At 49.1% G+C, this 17,138-nt stretch carries 15 protein-coding genes and 1 riboswitch; of the genes, 5 read left to right on the top strand and 10 right to left on the bottom strand.

Annotation, left to right across the window (positions count from 1 at the left end):
• Window positions 1-78: 78 nt before the first annotated feature.
• Entirely contained in the window at window positions 79-2,073 is a 1,995-nt protein-coding gene (locus G9U52_RS18770; RefSeq protein ID WP_166152162.1) for a hypothetical protein, read from the bottom strand.
• Window positions 2,074-2,660: 587 nt separating this feature from the next.
• On the opposite strand from G9U52_RS18770, the gene G9U52_RS18765 reads away from it, so the two are divergent.
• The 3 genes from G9U52_RS18765 to G9U52_RS18755 all read left to right on the top strand — a co-directional run bounded on the left by G9U52_RS18765 (window position 2,661) and on the right by G9U52_RS18755 (window position 6,611).
• The gene (locus tag G9U52_RS18765; RefSeq protein WP_243767423.1) at window positions 2,661-3,686 is read left to right on the top strand and encodes an ABC transporter substrate-binding protein; all 1,026 of its coding nucleotides are present in this window, start codon (window positions 2,661-2,663) and stop codon (window positions 3,684-3,686) included.
• Entirely contained in the window at window positions 3,683-5,767 is a 2,085-nt protein-coding gene (locus G9U52_RS18760; RefSeq protein ID WP_207953059.1) for an iron ABC transporter permease, read from the top strand. The genes G9U52_RS18765 and G9U52_RS18760 overlap by 4 nt, the downstream gene beginning before the upstream one ends.
• A 247-nt stretch (window positions 5,768-6,014) precedes the next feature.
• Window positions 6,015-6,611 carry a YdcF family protein gene (locus tag G9U52_RS18755; protein WP_243767422.1) on the top strand — a complete coding sequence of 199 codons (597 nt, stop codon included), beginning with the start codon at window positions 6,015-6,017 and terminating at the stop codon, window positions 6,609-6,611.
• A gap of 127 nt (window positions 6,612-6,738) precedes the next feature.
• On the opposite strand, the gene G9U52_RS18750 is transcribed toward G9U52_RS18755, so the two are convergent.
• From G9U52_RS18750 to G9U52_RS18730, 5 genes are all read right to left on the bottom strand, one after another.
• Window positions 6,739-7,902 (bottom strand): iron-containing alcohol dehydrogenase, encoded by a 1,164-nt coding sequence (locus G9U52_RS18750; RefSeq protein WP_166152159.1) that lies wholly within the window; start codon window positions 7,900-7,902, stop codon window positions 6,739-6,741.
• 245 nt (window positions 7,903-8,147) lie between these two features.
• A complete protein-coding gene (locus G9U52_RS18745) occupies window positions 8,148-8,981 on the bottom strand; it encodes an energy-coupling factor ABC transporter ATP-binding protein (protein WP_166152158.1) in 834 nt (277 codons plus the stop codon).
• The gene (cbiQ, locus tag G9U52_RS18740) at window positions 8,978-9,787 is read right to left on the bottom strand and encodes a cobalt ECF transporter T component CbiQ (RefSeq protein ID WP_166152157.1); all 810 of its coding nucleotides are present in this window, start codon (window positions 9,785-9,787) and stop codon (window positions 8,978-8,980) included. The genes G9U52_RS18745 and cbiQ overlap by 4 nt, the downstream gene beginning before the upstream one ends.
• Window positions 9,784-10,068 carry a cobalt ECF transporter S component CbiN gene (locus tag G9U52_RS18735; protein WP_166152156.1) on the bottom strand — a complete coding sequence of 95 codons (285 nt, stop codon included), beginning with the start codon at window positions 10,066-10,068 and terminating at the stop codon, window positions 9,784-9,786. The genes cbiQ and G9U52_RS18735 overlap by 4 nt, the downstream gene beginning before the upstream one ends.
• Before the next feature lie 2 nt (window positions 10,069-10,070).
• Entirely contained in the window at window positions 10,071-10,832 is a 762-nt protein-coding gene (locus tag G9U52_RS18730; protein ID WP_166152155.1) for an energy-coupling factor ABC transporter permease, read from the bottom strand.
• Between the two features lie 194 nt (window positions 10,833-11,026).
• Window positions 11,027-11,212, bottom strand: a riboswitch (cobalamin riboswitch).
• Between the two features lie 354 nt (window positions 11,213-11,566).
• Between G9U52_RS18730 and G9U52_RS18725 the strand changes: the two genes are divergently transcribed.
• Both G9U52_RS18725 and G9U52_RS18720 read left to right on the top strand, forming a co-directional pair.
• A complete protein-coding gene (locus tag G9U52_RS18725; protein ID WP_166152154.1) occupies window positions 11,567-12,997 on the top strand; it encodes an N-acetylmuramoyl-L-alanine amidase family protein in 1,431 nt (476 codons plus the stop codon).
• Window positions 12,998-13,062: 65 nt separating this feature from the next.
• Window positions 13,063-13,638, top strand: coding sequence for a GerMN domain-containing protein (locus G9U52_RS18720; RefSeq protein WP_166152153.1), 576 nt, complete (start codon window positions 13,063-13,065; stop codon window positions 13,636-13,638).
• A 272-nt stretch (window positions 13,639-13,910) separates the two neighbouring features.
• Here the strand turns inward: G9U52_RS18720 and G9U52_RS18715 are convergent, their stop codons facing one another.
• The 4 genes from G9U52_RS18715 to G9U52_RS18700 all read right to left on the bottom strand — a co-directional run bounded on the left by G9U52_RS18715 (window position 13,911) and on the right by G9U52_RS18700 (window position 17,106).
• Window positions 13,911-14,636, bottom strand: a complete 726-nt coding sequence (locus G9U52_RS18715; protein WP_375790263.1) for a cell wall hydrolase — start codon at window positions 14,634-14,636, stop codon at window positions 13,911-13,913.
• Window positions 14,637-14,821: 185 nt separating this feature from the next.
• Window positions 14,822-15,694, bottom strand: a complete 873-nt coding sequence (locus G9U52_RS18710; protein ID WP_166152152.1) for a pentapeptide repeat-containing protein — start codon at window positions 15,692-15,694, stop codon at window positions 14,822-14,824.
• Window positions 15,695-15,807: 113 nt separating this feature from the next.
• A complete protein-coding gene (locus tag G9U52_RS18705) occupies window positions 15,808-16,338 on the bottom strand; it encodes an AAA family ATPase (RefSeq protein ID WP_166152151.1) in 531 nt (176 codons plus the stop codon).
• 12 nt (window positions 16,339-16,350) lie between these two features.
• On the bottom strand, window positions 16,351-17,106 hold the full coding sequence (locus G9U52_RS18700; protein ID WP_166152150.1) for a class I SAM-dependent methyltransferase: 756 nt from the start codon (window positions 17,104-17,106) through the stop codon (window positions 16,351-16,353).
• Between the last annotated feature and the right edge of the window lie 32 nt (window positions 17,107-17,138).

Genomic DNA, 17,138 nt, shown 5'->3' with positions numbered 1-17,138 from the left:
GCGTTACTGAAGCAATATCAACTTGGTACCACAGTCTTTTACTCCGTATCAATGGGAGCAGTACGCCATACTGCAGCATCAAGAAGGCTTCGGATAATTAAATTCCCCTCTATAATTGGAGGAATTGTAATGGGGATACTTATCCGGCACAACGGCTGTTGGCACCGAGGCCGGGCGGTCCTGTGTGTAAATATACATGCGCTGCGTATCCCACAGCAAAATTTCGTCCCTGCCGTCCCCGGTAATATCCAATACTTCCGAGCACAGGTCGGGGTGCCCGTCCTCAGGGAATGTGACTACCCGTCTGCCGTGGCCGTCGATCAAGCCTCCATGCTGTGTATTCCCATTCAGCAGCACCAAATCTACTCCGTCTCCTGTCCAATTGACTGGAGTAATCACATTGCCGTTGCTGGCTGACTCGATTTGATGCAGCAGCTTGCCTTCACAATCGAAGAAATAGATAATCCCCTGCTCTCCCCAAAACGTGCTTACGCACATGTCCAGTCCTGGCAGGTCAGGTCTATAGTTCGCGATACTGACGCGTTGGGCGTGCCCGATCATATGCTTGTGGACGATTTCCCCTTGCATATTGGCAATCATAAACCCTTCATCGCCAGAGGCGATCGCAATAAGTGGCTCCTTGGAGCTTGGATTCCAATGCCCAATCAAAATCTCATCCGTGTGGTCGGTTGGCACGGGCAGCGTCCACACTAGCTTGCCATCATGGTCAACCAAATGGTAGCCGATGAACATCTCATCCTTGCCATCGCCATCCACATCAATCGTGTAAGGAAAATGGCCGGTAATACCTTCGTGGAATAACCACAGCGGTTTCAACTCGTTATCATAAACCCACACCCGGCTATAGCGATCCTTGATCAAAATATCGGTGGGTGAAGCTTTTCCTGAAAAATTGGCAATACGGATCGCATCCACATTAATGCGGTCAAACGCATACTGCTTAAACGGCAAGCTGAATATTTCGCCCGTCGCTTCCGTTTCTGCTGACATTGGCGTAGGAATCGAATGCTTGACCTCCCCAGTCCGCCCATCCAATATCATCAGTTCAAAATTCCGCGCCACAATGACCTCGTCATATCCATCTCCATCAATATCACAAATTTGGAAAGGCAAATCTGCTGATATTAACGAATGATCCTCCAAGATGCTTGGCTCTCCCAGCTGCCACAGCACCTCCCCATCGAGAGTGATAGCCGTCAGGCAGCTAATATGGGCGTATGCATCTCGGGATACACGTTTTTGATGCTGGGCCAGCACCAGCTGCAGCTCATCTGTACCGTTCAAATGCCCAAAACGGATCTGGCGCGCGGTTCCGAAATTTTTAAAATCGATCGTTTTCCATAGCCTCGGCTGCGGGTAGCTTTTACGAAGGTTGGCAAGCGACCAAGCTGCCTCGGTACTAGCTGTTATCCACTCGGTATGCTGCGATTCTGTCATAGTCACAACTATATTCGAATACTGCGCAGGCATTCGCGAGGACAAGCCAATCCTCCCCGATGCATAGTCGCTATCCTCAGCCTGTAGCAGCTCCGTGCCATCAATCGAAGCAGCCAGCTTGGCTCCGCTACAGCTAATCTTCAGCCGGTAATGGTGGTCACAATCATAGCTGAATGGAACCGACGCCAGCTCAATGATGTCCTCTTGGTCACGTTTTAACAGCAGGAGCTTCCCACCCTCCAATCCCAGAAAATAGTAACGCCTCGCGTGCTGGTAGCGGAAGGCAATTCCTACATGGGAGAGCGTTGACAACGGTCGAACCGTTGCTTCCAGCGAGTAGTCCTGCCAGCCCTCCTCTCCTTTAACCAGCATCGGCCAATGTGCAGCCTTGATCGCCACCTGCGGCCGGGTCTGCTCCATATATTTGATGCCCCGGTCCTCCGTGATGATCCAAGTGGGACCTGTCCATCCGTAATACACCATCGGGTCATACCAGCCACCCCGGTTTCCTTCTGCCGGATAATAATGGTATTCGCCTATTGCAGAATGCTTCGGATCAAAGGGGAACGGACCTATTGCGAACTGTGAAAAGCTATCCTGTACTAATGTGATCAAAAGTGTAACCTCCCTTGGTATGTTGGAGCTGATCGTTGGAGCTACTTCAGTCGCTTTTGCGCCGCTATAGAACTGCCTGTTGGAGCTACTTGTCGTGATCACTTATGAAGCCATTACTTAGAGGATTAGGCTTGCGGCTAACTGTCTTTATTGTACGTTCCTGGCTACACAACACACAATGATCATTATTCCTGAACGTGTACAAATTTAGAGGTTGCTGCTGTATATATTTATGGGATTTGTACGAACCTTCTCTTCTTTGTTACCTGGAAGGTTACTCTATGCTGATTATGCAGGCTACTTCTCCTATCTGGCTGCCAGCAGGATCTCCAACACAGATACCATACAATGAAAAAGTAACCTTCAGCCAAGAACCAAAGGGGGTTCATTAAGCGTTCTTCGGAGTTCTTGCGCGTCCCTATTGACTTTTTAAATGATAATGATTATCATTTAAAGTTGTGAACTGATAACTATTATCAACGACGCTCTGGCGCTCCTTTTGAAATATAGAACAGCTTAGAAACTAGCGTTACACAAGGTCTCGCCCATCCCCTAGTCCCACCTAAAAATGCCTATGAAGGAGTTGTATGATGCGTACTTTATTCAAACCCGTAACTACTTTATTATGTTCAGCGCTATTACTTTTCACCGCAGCATGCGGAGCCAGCCCACAGACCCCGGCACCAGCCGGTGGCGCTTCTGCTCCCACGACTGTACAGCCCGCCGCCACATCTGCCTCTACGACAAAAACGATCAAGCATGCCATGGGCACTGCCGAAATCAAGGGAACACCGAAGCAGATTGTCGTACTGGAGTGGTCATTCGTGGAGGACTTGTTAGCCCTTGGCATACAGCCTGCTGGTGTGGCCGATATCAAAGGATACAAAAGGAACGTCAATATTAAGCCCCAGCTAGCTGAAAATATGGTCGATGTGGGCACACGTCAGGAATCGAATCTGGAAGCAATTGCAGGCTTAAAGCCCGATTTGATCATTACAGCTGCTTCCCGTGCCAAGCAAAATTACGAGCAGCTGAAGCAAATCGCACCAACGATTGTTTTTGATGCCTATCCTTTGGAAGGTGCAGGCGACCAATACAGCGTAATGGAAGCTACCTTCAAAACCATTGCTGATCTAGTAGGCAAAAATAGTGAAGCCGATAAAATCCTAAACGATCTAGAAAAAGTATATGCCGATTCCAAAGAGAAGCTGAAGGCAGCCAAAAAGGATGGAGCCGAATTCGCACTGACACAGGCATCCAGTAATCAAAATGCAGCGTCACTGCGGATGTTCCATGATAACTCGATGATTGTACAAATTTTACAACGCGCTGGCTTGAAAAATGCGTTCAAGTCACCTAAATTCGAAAGCCTTGGTTTCACAACCGGCTCTGTAGAGCTGCTGCCTTCCGTGCAGAATGCCAACTTTATTTATATCGTCCAGCCTGAGGACAATGTGTTTGAAAAGCAGCTTAAAGACAATGCTGTGTGGAAAGGGCTCAGCTTTGTAAAAGAAAATCGGATTTACGCGCTGCCCGGCACGACCTGGACATTCGGCGGTCCCTTGTCTGCCCAAGTAATCGTTGAATTAACGACCCAGGCCCTGACCAAATGAAGCCCACTTCCACTGAATTAACAGCTCCTCCCTCATTAGCCAAGCGGCTCGCAAGCACTTTAGGCTGGAAGCCTGTGCTTGTGTTGGGAGGCGGGCTTCTGGCGCTAGCCGCGTTGCTGTTTACCAGCTTGACGCAAGGCGAAGCATCAATCACGGTACGTACCGCGATTGATGCGCTCCTCTATCCGGAGGATATCCCTGCCCATCATTTGGTGCGGGGAGTTCGCATGCCAAGGGCTGTCATGGCCATGCTGGCTGGCGCTTCACTCGCCGTTGCCGGAGCTCTGCTGCAGACGGTGACCCGCAATCCACTAGCTTCCGCATCAACACTCGGGTTGAATGCAGGAGCTTTCTTTATCATTGTGCTCGCTACTGTGTTCTTCCCTGGGATTAAGGCAAGCATGCCTCTGCTGCTGGCCTTAATCGGTGCCTGTGGAGCGACCGTCATGTCATATTTTATGGCAGGTGGCCGCAAAAGCACTCCGATCCGGATGGCATTAGCCGGAATGATCGTCTCCTTGGTGCTGTCTTCATTCACCAGCGCAATCCAGCTGATTTATGAGAACGAAACCTCCGGCCTGTTCGTCTGGGGCTCCGGCTCACTTATCCAAAACGACTGGGCAGGTGTCCAGTATGCCTGGCCTTGGGTGCTGATAGGCATCGCGGTCGCGATTGTATGCTCGCGTGCGCTTGACCTGCTTGAGCTAAGCGAGGAAACCTCCGCTTCGCTCGGGCAAAAGGTCGACTACGCCAGGCTAGCCGCACTCGGCATCGCGATCCTGCTAGCGGGTGTCACGGTGAGCGTAGTCGGGCCGATTGGCTTTATCGGCTTGATCGCGCCGCACCTTGTGCGGTTAATCGGGCTGCGCCGCCACCGCTGGTTGCTTCCAGCAAGCGCCCTATGGGGTGCTGCCGTGCTGGTGGGAGCCGACACCGTGGCCCGAATGTTTCACAGCACACTTGGCGAGCTCCCGGCCGGTGCGGTTACTGCCGTTATCGGCGGCCCTTGGCTGATCTGGCTGGCGATTCGGGTCATCCGCGAGCAGCGTTCAGCAGCGGGCTCGTCCTCGATGAGCATCGGCAGCATGAAAAACAAGCTCCCTTACGGGCTGCTTGTTGCCATAGCCAGCCTGGCGCTGATCCTTCTGATCACCGGTAGCCTCATGCTGGGCTCCTTGAGGCTGTCCTTCGCTGAGGTATTAGCGATATGGACAGGCGGCGGCTCTGAATTTTCGCGGAACATTGTATTCACCCTGCGCCTTCCGCGGATTCTCGTCGCAGCAGTGGCCGGTGCAGCGCTCGCTGTCGCCGGGGCGATGATGCAAGGGGCGCTGCGCAATCCGCTTGCCGACTCATCGATCGTTGGCGTTACCGCTGGTGCTGGCGCTGGCGCCTTGCTGCTGCTGATTATATGGCCGCTGGCCCCAGCAGCCCTGCTGCCCGGTGCAGCTCTTGCCGGAGCGATTCTTGCAGCGGGCACCGTGTACCTGCTCGCCTGGCGAAAGGGCTTAAACCCTCTCGTCATTGTGCTGGTCGGCATCGCTATATCTGCGATCGGCTCCGCTGTGATTCAATTCCTCGTGATCAAATCAGGGATCATGGCCTCGGGCGCAATTGCCTGGCTGGCTGGAAGCACGTATGCCAAAAGCTGGGATACGTTAATCCCGCTCTCAATTGCCTGTGCGGTTTTGATCCCGCTCGCTTGGCTACTCGGGCGCCGGGTCGACCTCCTGGCGTTCGGCGACCAGGTTTCGATTGGCCTTGGCCTGAAGCTGCAGCGCACACGGCTGATCACCGCTGCCATCGGCGTCGCATTAGCTGCTGCCGCTGTGGCCAGCGTCGGCACCGTCGGCTTTATCGGCCTGCTTGCGCCCCATGCCGTACGCATGCTGACGGGGCATAATCACCGCCATTCGGTGGTGCTCTCCGCCATCATGGGCGCTTTACTGCTCGTCGGAGCCGATATGCTGGGCAAAATCATTCTTGCCCCGAAGGAAATTCCCTCAGGTATTGTCGTGGCACTTATAGGCACGCCTTACCTGCTTATGCTTATGTATCGAAGTGCGATACGCCGTCAATAATTAACCATATGTAATGCCGCTGCCTATCCCCAACTAAGACGGTAGAAAAGGCATGTGGTGAAGATGCAAGTGGTAAAAAAGTGGTAAGAAACATCTAACAAGTGGTAAATGGCAAGAAACACGTGGCAAGTCGTAAGTCGTGAAAAACCTGGCAAGTGGTAAGTGGCTTATAAGGTGGAGAGATCCTAAATGTGGGTAATAACCCTTGAAGCGTAACTATTAGAGCGTTACCACGAAAGATAAAGGAATGGTCATCTTGCTGGCATCACAAATCGATGTAGATAACATCACCAAAGAGCAAGTACATAAGCTTTTGTTCAATGATATGGAAGATGATGGAAAAATTGGTGATTGCATCTTTGTTTTTGGGAGCAGGAATGCTGTCACTTATCGAGTGCCCAAAGCTGTGGAGCTTTATAAGGAAGGCAGAGCAGCTAAAATCCTCTTTACAGGTGGCGTATTCAACACACCCGAATCCAAAACGATGAAAAGCAGCGCGATCCAAGCTGGGGTGGCAGATTCGGATATTATGATTGAGACCCGGTCCAAGCATACCAAGGAAAATGTGATTTCTGCTTTGTTCGTGCTCGATCGAGCGTTAGGTCTCCATCGCATCCACAGAATGCTAGTCGTGACTACACATTATCATATGAGAAGATGCCTTCTTACCTTAGAAACCTACATGCCGGATTGGATCGAGTATTCCATATGCAAGGTCGATGACAAAGTATCACGCGCAGATAATTGGTGGCTGCATGAGATTGGCACGAAGCGGGTGCTGAAAGAAGTCAGAGGCCTTGTCAAATATATTAGACAAGGCCAAATTAAAGATTTTGAATTGTAGCGGTTAATGTACGAATGCAAAAGCCCGATAACGATGATTTTACTGGTTTTCATCGTAATATCGGGCTTTTTGTCGTTAAGTGTTACACAACATTGGGAACCGTCGATGACAGCTTGATGGCGGATGGTTAATTGGTTATCCCCGTATAAGCATTTTCGATAATTTTTTTAATATCGTTCGCTTTAGTTAGCCGGGGATTAATCAATACATTGCCGCTTCTCATCGAATCCTCTACCATTTTGCCGAGCTGGTCCAAGGTGACACCAAGCTCCTTGATGGTTTTGGGGATGCCCAGCGATTCATTCAGCAAGACGACGACTTCAATAGCCCGCTCAGCCGCAGCAGTGACAGACAAGCCTGCTACATCCTCGCCAAGCGCGCAAGCGATATCCTTCATCTTCTCCGGGCAGGCTGGGAGGTTGAAACGCATCACATAAGGCAGCAGCACCGCGTTGGCAACTCCGTGAGGGATGTTAAAGATGCCCCCTAACGTGTGGGAAATCGCGTGGACATTGCCCAAGCGCGACTGGGCAAACGCAGCTCCAGCCATCATCGAAGCAACGAGCATTTGCTCCCGGCTGTCGATGTCATCCCCGACAAAATAAGCTTTGGGCAAATGCTTCCCAATCAGCTCCATAGCCTGCAGAGCAAAAGCGCGGCTGATCGGTGTCGCCCCTTTGGAAACATACGATTCAATTGCATGCGTAAGCGCATCCATACCTGTTGAAGCAGTAATATCCGCAGGCAGCCTTCTCGTTATTTCCGCATCCAGCAACGCAAGTTGTGGAAATAAATACGGGCTAATTATCGCCGTTTTAAATTGCGTCTCGGAATTGGTTATAATCGTCGAGGCCGTAACCTCGCTGCCCGTCCCTGCCGTAGTTGGAATAACCACCAGGGGCAAACCTGGCTTCGGGAGCTTCCCTACGCCCTCGTAATCCAGAATATTCCCCTTATTTTGGGCCATGATCGCTATCGCCTTAGCTGTGTCGATACTGCTACCACCCCCAACCGCAAGCACATGGTCGGCATCCGTACCCTTGAGGGCATCCAACCCCTTCTTGATACTGCCCTCGCTCGGATTCGGCTCCGTTTCGTCGAATATGTCGTACTTCACGCCTTGGTCCTTGAGCGACTGCTCGATCGGATCCAAGCAACCGGCTTGGCGCACGCCTGTATCGGTAACGATGAATACCCTTTTAACTTGCCGCGCCTTCAGGATCTCTCCAATCTTACGGGCAATCCCCAGACCACATTCCACCGTAGTGGGCAAAACATATTTAAAATCCATGCTTTTTCCCTCCCTTGACCATTTTACTGTAAGAACAGGACTTTTGTTGCGCATGCTCGTAACTTTCTTACACTATATTTGAAGCTTACTTGGGCTTACTTGGGCTTACTAAGGCTTACTTGGGCTTACTTGGGCTTACTTGGGCTTACTTGGGCTTACATGGGCTTACTCGAGCTTATGTGGGCTTACTTGGGCTTGAATTGGACTTACTTTCTCTTACATAAGCTTGCCTTCGCTTGCTTATCTTACTTGTACTTAGCCATTACCTGCTTAAACTCGCTTATGCTTCGTGGCGGCGTGGCATCCCTACGGATAGCCTCGGGCAGCGCCCGCCATACATCCAAGAGCAAAGGCAGCTCTAGGCCTAGCGCCTGTATCTGCGCCTCCTGCTGAAAGATTTCATGCGGAGTTCCTTGCATGACACATTTTCCTTGGTCCATGACCAAGATCCAATCCGCCCAGGCATAGGCCAGGTTCATATCATGTGTAGCCATCACAATGGTCATGCCTTTATGGTGGATGCGATTGAGCTCGTCTACCAATTGCTGCTCAGACAAGCGGTCCAAATAAGCAGTAGGCTCATCCAGCAAAAGCAGCTCCGGCTCCAGCACCAGCACACCAGCAAGCGACACCCGTTTCTTTTGCCCGAGGCTTAAGTGGTGAATGGGCGTGTCCGCCAAGTCACTAAGACCCATTGTAGCAAGCATGTGGTGGGTGCGTTGCTTAATTTCTGCCTCAGCCATTCCCGAGTTGCGTAGACCATAGGAGATATCCTCATAGGGTGTGTTGAGAATAAGCTGCTGCTCCGGGTCCTGGAAAACAAGCCCGATCTGCTGCCGAAGCTTTTGGATATCCGCCGAACGGTAGGATAACGGTTCTTCCTTCCAAAGGATCGTTCCCGATGTCGGTCGATGAATCCCAATTGTATGTAAGAAAAATGTAGATTTACCGGAACCATTATGGCCACAAATAGCCGTTTTTTTATGTAAGGGGATGATTAAGCTCAAGCCACTAAGCGCTTCAGCATCCGTACCGGGATAACGGTAATGAACCTCATAAGCCTCTAGAATCGATTTCATAGCATGTCCCCCCATCGAATCCACAGCTCTAACAGAAGTAAACCAGCGACCCCCAGATAGCTTTCCCATTGATAACGAAGTGGAATTGGCTTTGCCTCATAAGGAGCCATCCGTATGTCGTCCGTAAAACCTCTGGCTATTAATCCATGTGAAAGCCCTTTGTATCGATGCATCGTTTTGCCAAACAATCGCACGACCAGAATCGCCGTGTCGTTAAGCCTGCCACGGAACCCGGATTGACCACCTCTTGCTTGCTGGGCTACATACATCTGCTGGGCGGTTTCCGTGAGCAGGAATAAAAACCGGTACATGATCAGCATGATTTCCAGCACCAATGCAGGCATCCGCAGCTTGCCCATAACTTGAAACAGCTCAGACATCGGTGTGCTCAGCATAACAAAGGTCAAGCAGGATGTGCAAGCCAACACCCGCATAAACAGGAAGCCCGCCTTATAGAGGCCTGCATCAGTGACATAAAACGTCCAATTTAGAACAGAAAAAAGAACTTGGCCGGCACCCATCCCTGCCATCGAATCCGCAGACAACGACCTCATCTCGATCATAATCGCTGGCAGGCTGCTGACATAAAATAAACAGGGAAGCCCGAGCAGAAGCAGATATGCCCTGATCGGAGTACGTGCGTACAACACAGACCATACAAGCATCCAGCCGACTACTAAAAGCTGGACGACTGGCTGGGATAGGTACGAGAAGAGCAATAAAATGGCGGCGAATCCGCATTTCCACATAGGTGAAACAGAGCGCAGCTTGTTCCTATAGGAAAGTGTATCGATGAGCCTGATCATTTCTTAGCAGGCTTGACTGATTTACCCTTCAACCAACCAATCGTATACCCAATAAAGCCTGCGCCCATGGCAGCCTGCAGTGCAAACAGCATGCTTTCCGTCTCGCCGGGAAGCTCGAAGAGGGACGAAAACCACGGCTCATAGGCAGGGTTAAGCTCGGTGATGATTTGTTCTGCGGCATCATCCGCTCCTCCGAATTCACCATTTACCAAAACTAGCGGCAGTACAGCCAGCAGCATCACAGCGGTTAGCATTAATATATTTTTAGTTCGATGGGTCATGGTTATTTCGCCCCTTTCATTTTACGCTGCAGTACAGACAATTCCTCGGAGCTATACGTTTGCAGCCAGTTCCATATCAGTACAGTAAGAAGCCCTTCACTAATAGCCAGTGGGATTTGGGTGATTGCAAATACACTGCCGAATTTAGCAAAGGAAGCCAGGAACCCTCCGCTCTCCGCTGGAAAAGCCACGGCTAATTGAATCGAGGTGACCACATAGGTCGACAAATCGGCCATAGCGGCGGCTGAGAAGATAGCTAGCCTTTGTTTACCGGTTGCTTTCATCAGCCATTTATAGATGGCATATCCCACCATTGGCCCTGCGACTGCCATGGAAAAGGCATTAGCCCCAAGCGTAGTCAAGCCACCATGGGCAAGTAATACAGCTTGAAACAATAACACGATCGAGCCGAGTACACTCATAGCTAGCGGACCGAACATCACTGTACCTAATCCAGTGCCTGTGGGATGCGAGCTGCTGCCCGTAACCGATGGAATTTTGAGTGCAGATAGGACAAAGGTGAAGGCTCCTGCCAAGCCCAGTAAAATTTTCAGCTCGGGTGTTTCCTTCGTTATTTTAATCAAGGAGCGTAGACCCAATATGAAGAAAGGGATAAAAACGATCCACCAGAATACGGCCCACCCCAACGGAAGAAAACCCTCCATAATATGCATGGCATAGGCAGACTGCGGCTCATTAAAGACGAAATACAACGTAAATACCATAACTAGCACCAATGTAGAAAGCAATCTCTTTACTTTCATTATAAATCCTCCACTCAAATAGTTTACCAACTTGCCAACACTGTCACACTTAACAATCGAAACGAAACTGCCGAACAGAACATAAAAAAAACCAATCCTGTCGGATTGGCGTTGGGTACGTCTCAATAGAAACGAAGACATCGGAAATGACATCGTTTCATGGCTCGTACACCACTCCTCTATCCACGAAGGCTGTTTGGGTGTTAAATTAGGTAGGTCTCCTGGCTCTCGGATCTAAGCGTCTTTCGTCTTCCCTGGCTTATCACCAAGTGACTGATGGAAAGAAGCTCCCCGAATACAGTGGCGGGACCGCTCGGGATTTGCACCCGATTCCCTGTTACCCCTTTTTTATCAAGGGCACCTAATTTATGTTGGTCAATAAGTTTAGTCATGATAAATATTCGATATCCAAGAGGATATTCCTTTGTTGTGGCATAAATTTTCTGAAACCTAACAAGACGGGCCTAATTCTACTACTTTCGACTCCATTCCCAAAATTTTTCGCGATTTCATGCAACGTTTTCCATTTTGAGGAGTCTAACTCTTTATTGCACGTTGTTGAAGAGGGGGTAATGCTGTTTTTGTAACCGATCCTGTCGAAATCCAACTCCGTTTTATCGAAACAACTCCTATTGGATGTAAGTTAATTGCCGAATTGTCCCTGCGAATTGTCCGTATCTCACTGCTTGTATAGCGCCACCACAAACTACGATTATATTTATCAGAGGTGAAATATGAAGTTCAAGTTGATCTACTCCCTACTATTGCTACTAATTGTCTTTATGCTACCTGTCATGGCATCTGCTGCTGCCCCTCAGAGCGCATCAGGAGGCGTGCCTTTGTTCTTTAATGGAAAAGAATTAAAGCCCGAGGTCTTCCCGCGAATTGTTAAGGATGTCACTATGGTTCCTGTACGGATTATTGCGGAACAGCTAGGCTCCAAAGTCACTTGGAACCAAGAGGCCCAGAGGGTCACAATCACTAAAGATGCTTTGAAGATCGAAATGGTGATCAACCAGCTGCCCGTAACCATGAATGGGGTCAAAAGCAATCTGGATGCCGCACCTTTGCTGATCGAAGGCAATACTTTGCTGCCCGTGCGTTTTATCGCCGAAAATATGGGCATTGAAGTCGCCTGGGATGATGTACAACGTGCTGTTTATTTGAAAGAAAAGCCCGCTGTTGCCGTAGTTCCAACTCCTGCACCGAATCCAGAAGCCGCACAGCCGCAGCTTAATCCTTCGGATAAACCATTAGTGGACAACCCTGTCACCATTGCCGATGGAAACCAAATATCCACCATAAAGGCGATTGATATGACAGCCACCCAATTATTGGTTAAAGCCGATAACGGTGAGCTGAAGCCTACTTTCTTTACTCTGCAGAGCCCTTCACGGATTGTCATTGACATTCCCAATGCCGTCCTGGACCCTTCGCTTTATAAGGATGAGGCGAACAAAAGTGGCTCCAGCGTATCCCAAAATGTATATGTAAGCAATGTGCGTTACTCGCTGTATAGCATGAGCCCGTCTTCAGTCCGAGTTGTGCTTGATATGAAGGAGTCGATGGACCTTAGCTGGACCGCTGGCTTAAACACGGCTGCCCTTGTTGGTACCTTGCAAAAGCCCGGCAAATATAGAGTTGTCATTGATCCCGGACATGGAGACCAGGATCCTGGTGCCAGAGCCGTTAATGGCCGGACGGAAAAAGAATTTAATTTGATTATGGGGCTAAAAGTGTACGACCTGCTCCTTAAGGAAGCACAAATCCAGCCTGCTATGACACGAAATAATGATACCTTTATTCCATTGGATGACCGTGCCAGCTTTGCGAATGACCGGTTAGCCCATCTGTTTGTTTCCATTCATGGCAACGCCTATAAGTCGACCTCTACGGGAACGGAAACCTACTATTATAAGGAAGATAGTGCCGGTTTTGCGCAAACGATGCATGACTATTTGGTTGCAGCAACGGGGCTGGCCGATCGTGGGGTGCGTCAACAACCCTTCCGCGTGGTAAAAGTAACTAACATGCCTGCTGTATTGCTCGAAGTTGGCTACTTGTCCAATGAAGGCGATACGGAGCTCATGTTCGACGAGAACTTCCAAAACAGAGTCGCCTTGGCGATTGTAGCTGGCATCAAGCAGCAGTTGAATATTCAATGAGGAAGCCGACAACAAGAATCCCCCGTCGTACCAGCAGCATGAAGTTACAAAAGGTGGTGGTTTTGATGAAACAACATATTCGTATATTTCTTGTAGGGGCAATTGCCTTGTCCTTATCAGCATGCGGGCAGCAGCCTGCAAACAGCAGCATGGCCGTTAAGGCACCGGAAGCCCCAATAACCAATAGCATGGTCACTCCCCCTGCGGTACAGCCTAATCAAGAGGTGGAAGCCAAGCCTTCTGAGCAGGGGGTTTCTCACCAAATCAAAGCCTACTATGGCGATGAGCAGGCATCGAAGCTGGTGGAGCAGAATGTTTCCATCAACTATAAGGAGGAAAAAGATAAATACACCACAGCACTTTGGACCTTGAAAAAAGCTCCTGCTGATAGCAAGCTTGTGCCCTTGGGTGAATCACTTGGCTTCAAATCCGCAGTGGTGAAGGATAAGAAGCTGACACTAGACATAACCGTGTCTGGCGAGGGACGCTTAGGCGGCCCTGGCGAGGCGCTGCTTCTGCAAGCGATCCAAAAAACCTTGTTCCAATTCCCAGAGGTCGATTCCATTGACATCCTCGTGGACGGCAAGCCTGCCGAAACGCTGATGGGCCATATGGAGCTGGAGCACCCGATCAAGCGATAAGAAAGCTTGCCAGACATAATCAGCGATGCAATCATACATCGTGGATACCGGTCAAGCTGTGAGCCTGATGGCTCTGCGAGACCAAGTATTGTAGATACTTACCAGTCTGGCGATAAGCAGACTCGTAAACAACGAAAAGCCCTTCGAAGCCATGTTTAAAGTGGCATCGAAGGGCTTTTTACTATCAATTAAGGGTTATATCAATGCTGCGTAAGCAGGATGCTCCAGAGCAGACAGCCTGGTTGCCTCCGAGTTATAGCGTTGCTTTACTGCTAATAGGTAAATACGTGGTTGCCTATTTTTTTGATGGTAGCACGTGCCTTGCTCCAAGTGGAGGTCGCAAGCTCGGGATTGTAGTAATACAGCGCCCCTTTAGTTTTATCCGTGCCCTTTAGAGCCTCTTGGGCAGCAGCGTAAGCGCTCTTATTCGGCGTGAGCCAATATTGGCCGTCATCAATGGCCGTAAATTGCCCCGGTTGAAAAATAACCTCGCTGATCGAATCAGGGAATTCTGAGGATTGTACGCGATTCATCACAACGGATCCAACGGCTACCTGGCCTTCAAAGGATTCTCCTCGTGCCTCTGAATAAATAATACGCGCTAATTGCTCCAAGGTGCTTTGTGTATTCTTTGTACTTGGTTTGGAATTTGTTTTGGGCTTGGAATTTGCGCTAGACTTTGTATCTTCTTGAGGCTTTGCGGCTTGCTTAGGCTTCGTTTTTTGCATCAGCTTGGCTATCGTGTCCTCATCGGCCTCACCATCTACAGGAAGTTTATTATCCTTCTGAAATTTTCGGATGGATTCCTCGGTAACAGAACCATAATACCCCGTCACGCCAACTTTAAAATACCCCAGTGTTGCAAGGCGTTCTTGAAGATCCTGTACATGCTCGCTTTGGCTCCCTGTATTCATAGGCTTGGCGGAGACTGCAGAAGTTATTGCAGTAATCCCTACTATTGTGGCGCATAAGGACAAGAGCAGCTTGGCTTTTTTCAATTTCCGTTTCCTCCTCTTCTTGGTCCACCGAAGGTATGTACATGACATTCTATTAATTAGGTTGGGTCGGTGGTGTATAACCCGTTTATACTATTCGTGCTGAAAGTTGAGGTTGAGTCCATACAAGGATAAATTTTCCACAGCTATCCCTTTGCACGCGATTGCACGTGGCTTGCTTATGCACCTCAAGAAAACCAATGTACTGGGCGTGTGAGTGAGTATGGCAGCTTGGTGTCCGCGTCCCCCTTCGCCGCGTTGAGCTGGGCTTGAGTGAGAAAGATACTTGTCGTGAGATCGGCACCTCGAAGATCAGTATCGCGAAAATCGGCTCCGATGAGGTCAGCTACTCTCAGGTCGGCGCCTCTGAGATCAGCAGCAATCAGGTAGGCGCCTCTTAAATTGGCGCCTCTAAGGTCGGCTCCCTTGAGCTTGGCACCAATAAGGTCGGCTCCCCGGCCATACTTCTTCCTCCGGTCGGAACCCTTACGCTGACGAAGCTCCTCGGCTCGCACAAGCTCGCTGGTTCGCAGGAGCAGCGCATTGACATACGCTCGGTGTGCCGCCATGTCCATGTCCATAAGAGAATCGGGGTCAAGGTTACTTAAGCGTTCCGTTTCATCTGACGCCGCACTGAGCTCGCCGTGGATCGTACACGCCAATTGCAACGTTAATGCTTCGTTCAGATAATAGAGAAGCTCATGGAGCTGCCGCATGATTGGGAACACCTCGAACATTTGCTTCGCGGATGCTGGGGCTTGCCGCCAGTTATACCCGCCGAAGGTGGCTTGGGAAATCTTTTGCCCCGCGCCAAAGCAGTCAAAAACCGTGCACCCCCGAAAGCCGCGTTGCCTGAGGGTATTATGCACGCCACACCGAAAATCGGGTTGCAGGTTTGAGCAAGGCTCCCCGGCATGTTTGTCGATCGCGAAGTCTGACGACGCTGCGAAGGGCAGCGCCACACAGCATAAGCCGAAGCAGCTCTCGCAATCTGCTTTTAAACTGAAGTGGCTCCTCTGGGGAAAAGAGCCTGTGTCTTCATATTCATGATTCTCAGACATTGCTTGGTCTCCTTCTTCTGTTTCTGCATTGTTTCTAAAAGCGTCAGTAGCGATCGAAGCGCCACATCCACTCATCCATTCGTACCGCCGCTGCATGCTCCGTTAGCTCCCTGTTAAGATAGCGGATTTAAAAGATATTTTGGATTTCTCAAAATGTCATCCACAACTTGCTCAATATCCGTTTGCGTTGTATTCATGATGTGCCTCTCGGGTGGATTGGACGCTATAATCTCATTAAGCCCTATTATACAACGCTCACCCATTTGATCTTCAACAGGTCTCTGGCTATCTCTTCGTAATAACTCATCCTTGTCAACTAACAACACAATAAATTTAATGTCAATGTTAAAGTCTTTTAATGCTTCCAGCATATAATTCGTTTTGTCACTATAGGTTACATAATAATCGATGATTACATCATAGTCATTTACCAAATAATTCCTTGTTAGGCTTAACATGTTAAGCCATATCAGGTTTAAGTGTGTTTCGCTAAGCCATGGCTTCTCATGTCCTCCGACAACCATGTGATTTATAAAATCGCCTTCTATATAAGCGCTTTTTTCTAGTATTTCGGCAATTTTTCTTGATGTCGTTGATTTCCCTGCCCCAGCGGGACCTGAAATTAGGTATACAGTTCTTTTCATTTGAAAAATTCCTCATTTTCTGATTGCTTCATATGTGAAAACCTGCTTCGAGTGGGTGGGCACCTTACCGAATACGTAATCCGAAGAAATGGTTACATCGGAAAAACCGATATGTTCCAATACAAGTTTAAATTCCTCTATGCCAAACCACCTTAATGAAGTCTCTTCCATTTCGGTCATTACTAATTTCCCGTCCAACCACTTTTCATACCTTGAATACGTTACCACATATTGCTCCAATAAGCTGACCTCAACTAATTTGCTTTCTTGTGTAATCGCTTCTTTATTTGGTGTGATCCAGGTTCGGGTAGAAGCAGTATTCGTATCAAAATTGGTTTGTAAAAAGAGGTCAATGATTATTTTTCCTCCAGGAATAAGCTGGTTATGAAAACATGTTAATGCCTGAATCGATTCTGTACGGTCTTTAATAAGCAAAAAGGAGCCTGTGGGAATAATAATGGCCTCATAGGAATGGGGAAGCGAAAATTTTTGCATATGACCTGTAAATAATTGGGGAGATAACCCGCGGCTAGCACAATTCAATCGGCAGACATTTAACATGGCTAAGGAGGCATCCATGCCATCCACTATGAATCCAGACTCCATTAGGGGGATCAGCATTCGCCCTGTACCCACCGCCGCCTCAAGAATACGTCCTTTACATGTCTTCAACCGATCTCGATAATAATCAATATCCCCAAATGAATGCCCTATTGGCTTTGACAAATCATAAACTTCTGCTGATAATTCCCCATAGGAACTGAACATTTAATCTCTCCTGATCTATGAATCTGTAATGC

The sequence above is a fragment of the Paenibacillus agricola genome (assembly GCF_011440305.1).
Taxonomy (GTDB): domain Bacteria; phylum Bacillota; class Bacilli; order Paenibacillales; family NBRC-103111; genus Paenibacillus_S; species Paenibacillus_S agricola.
The sequence above is the reverse complement of the archived record's forward strand: the minus strand, read 5'-3'. Positions and strand labels throughout refer to the sequence as shown.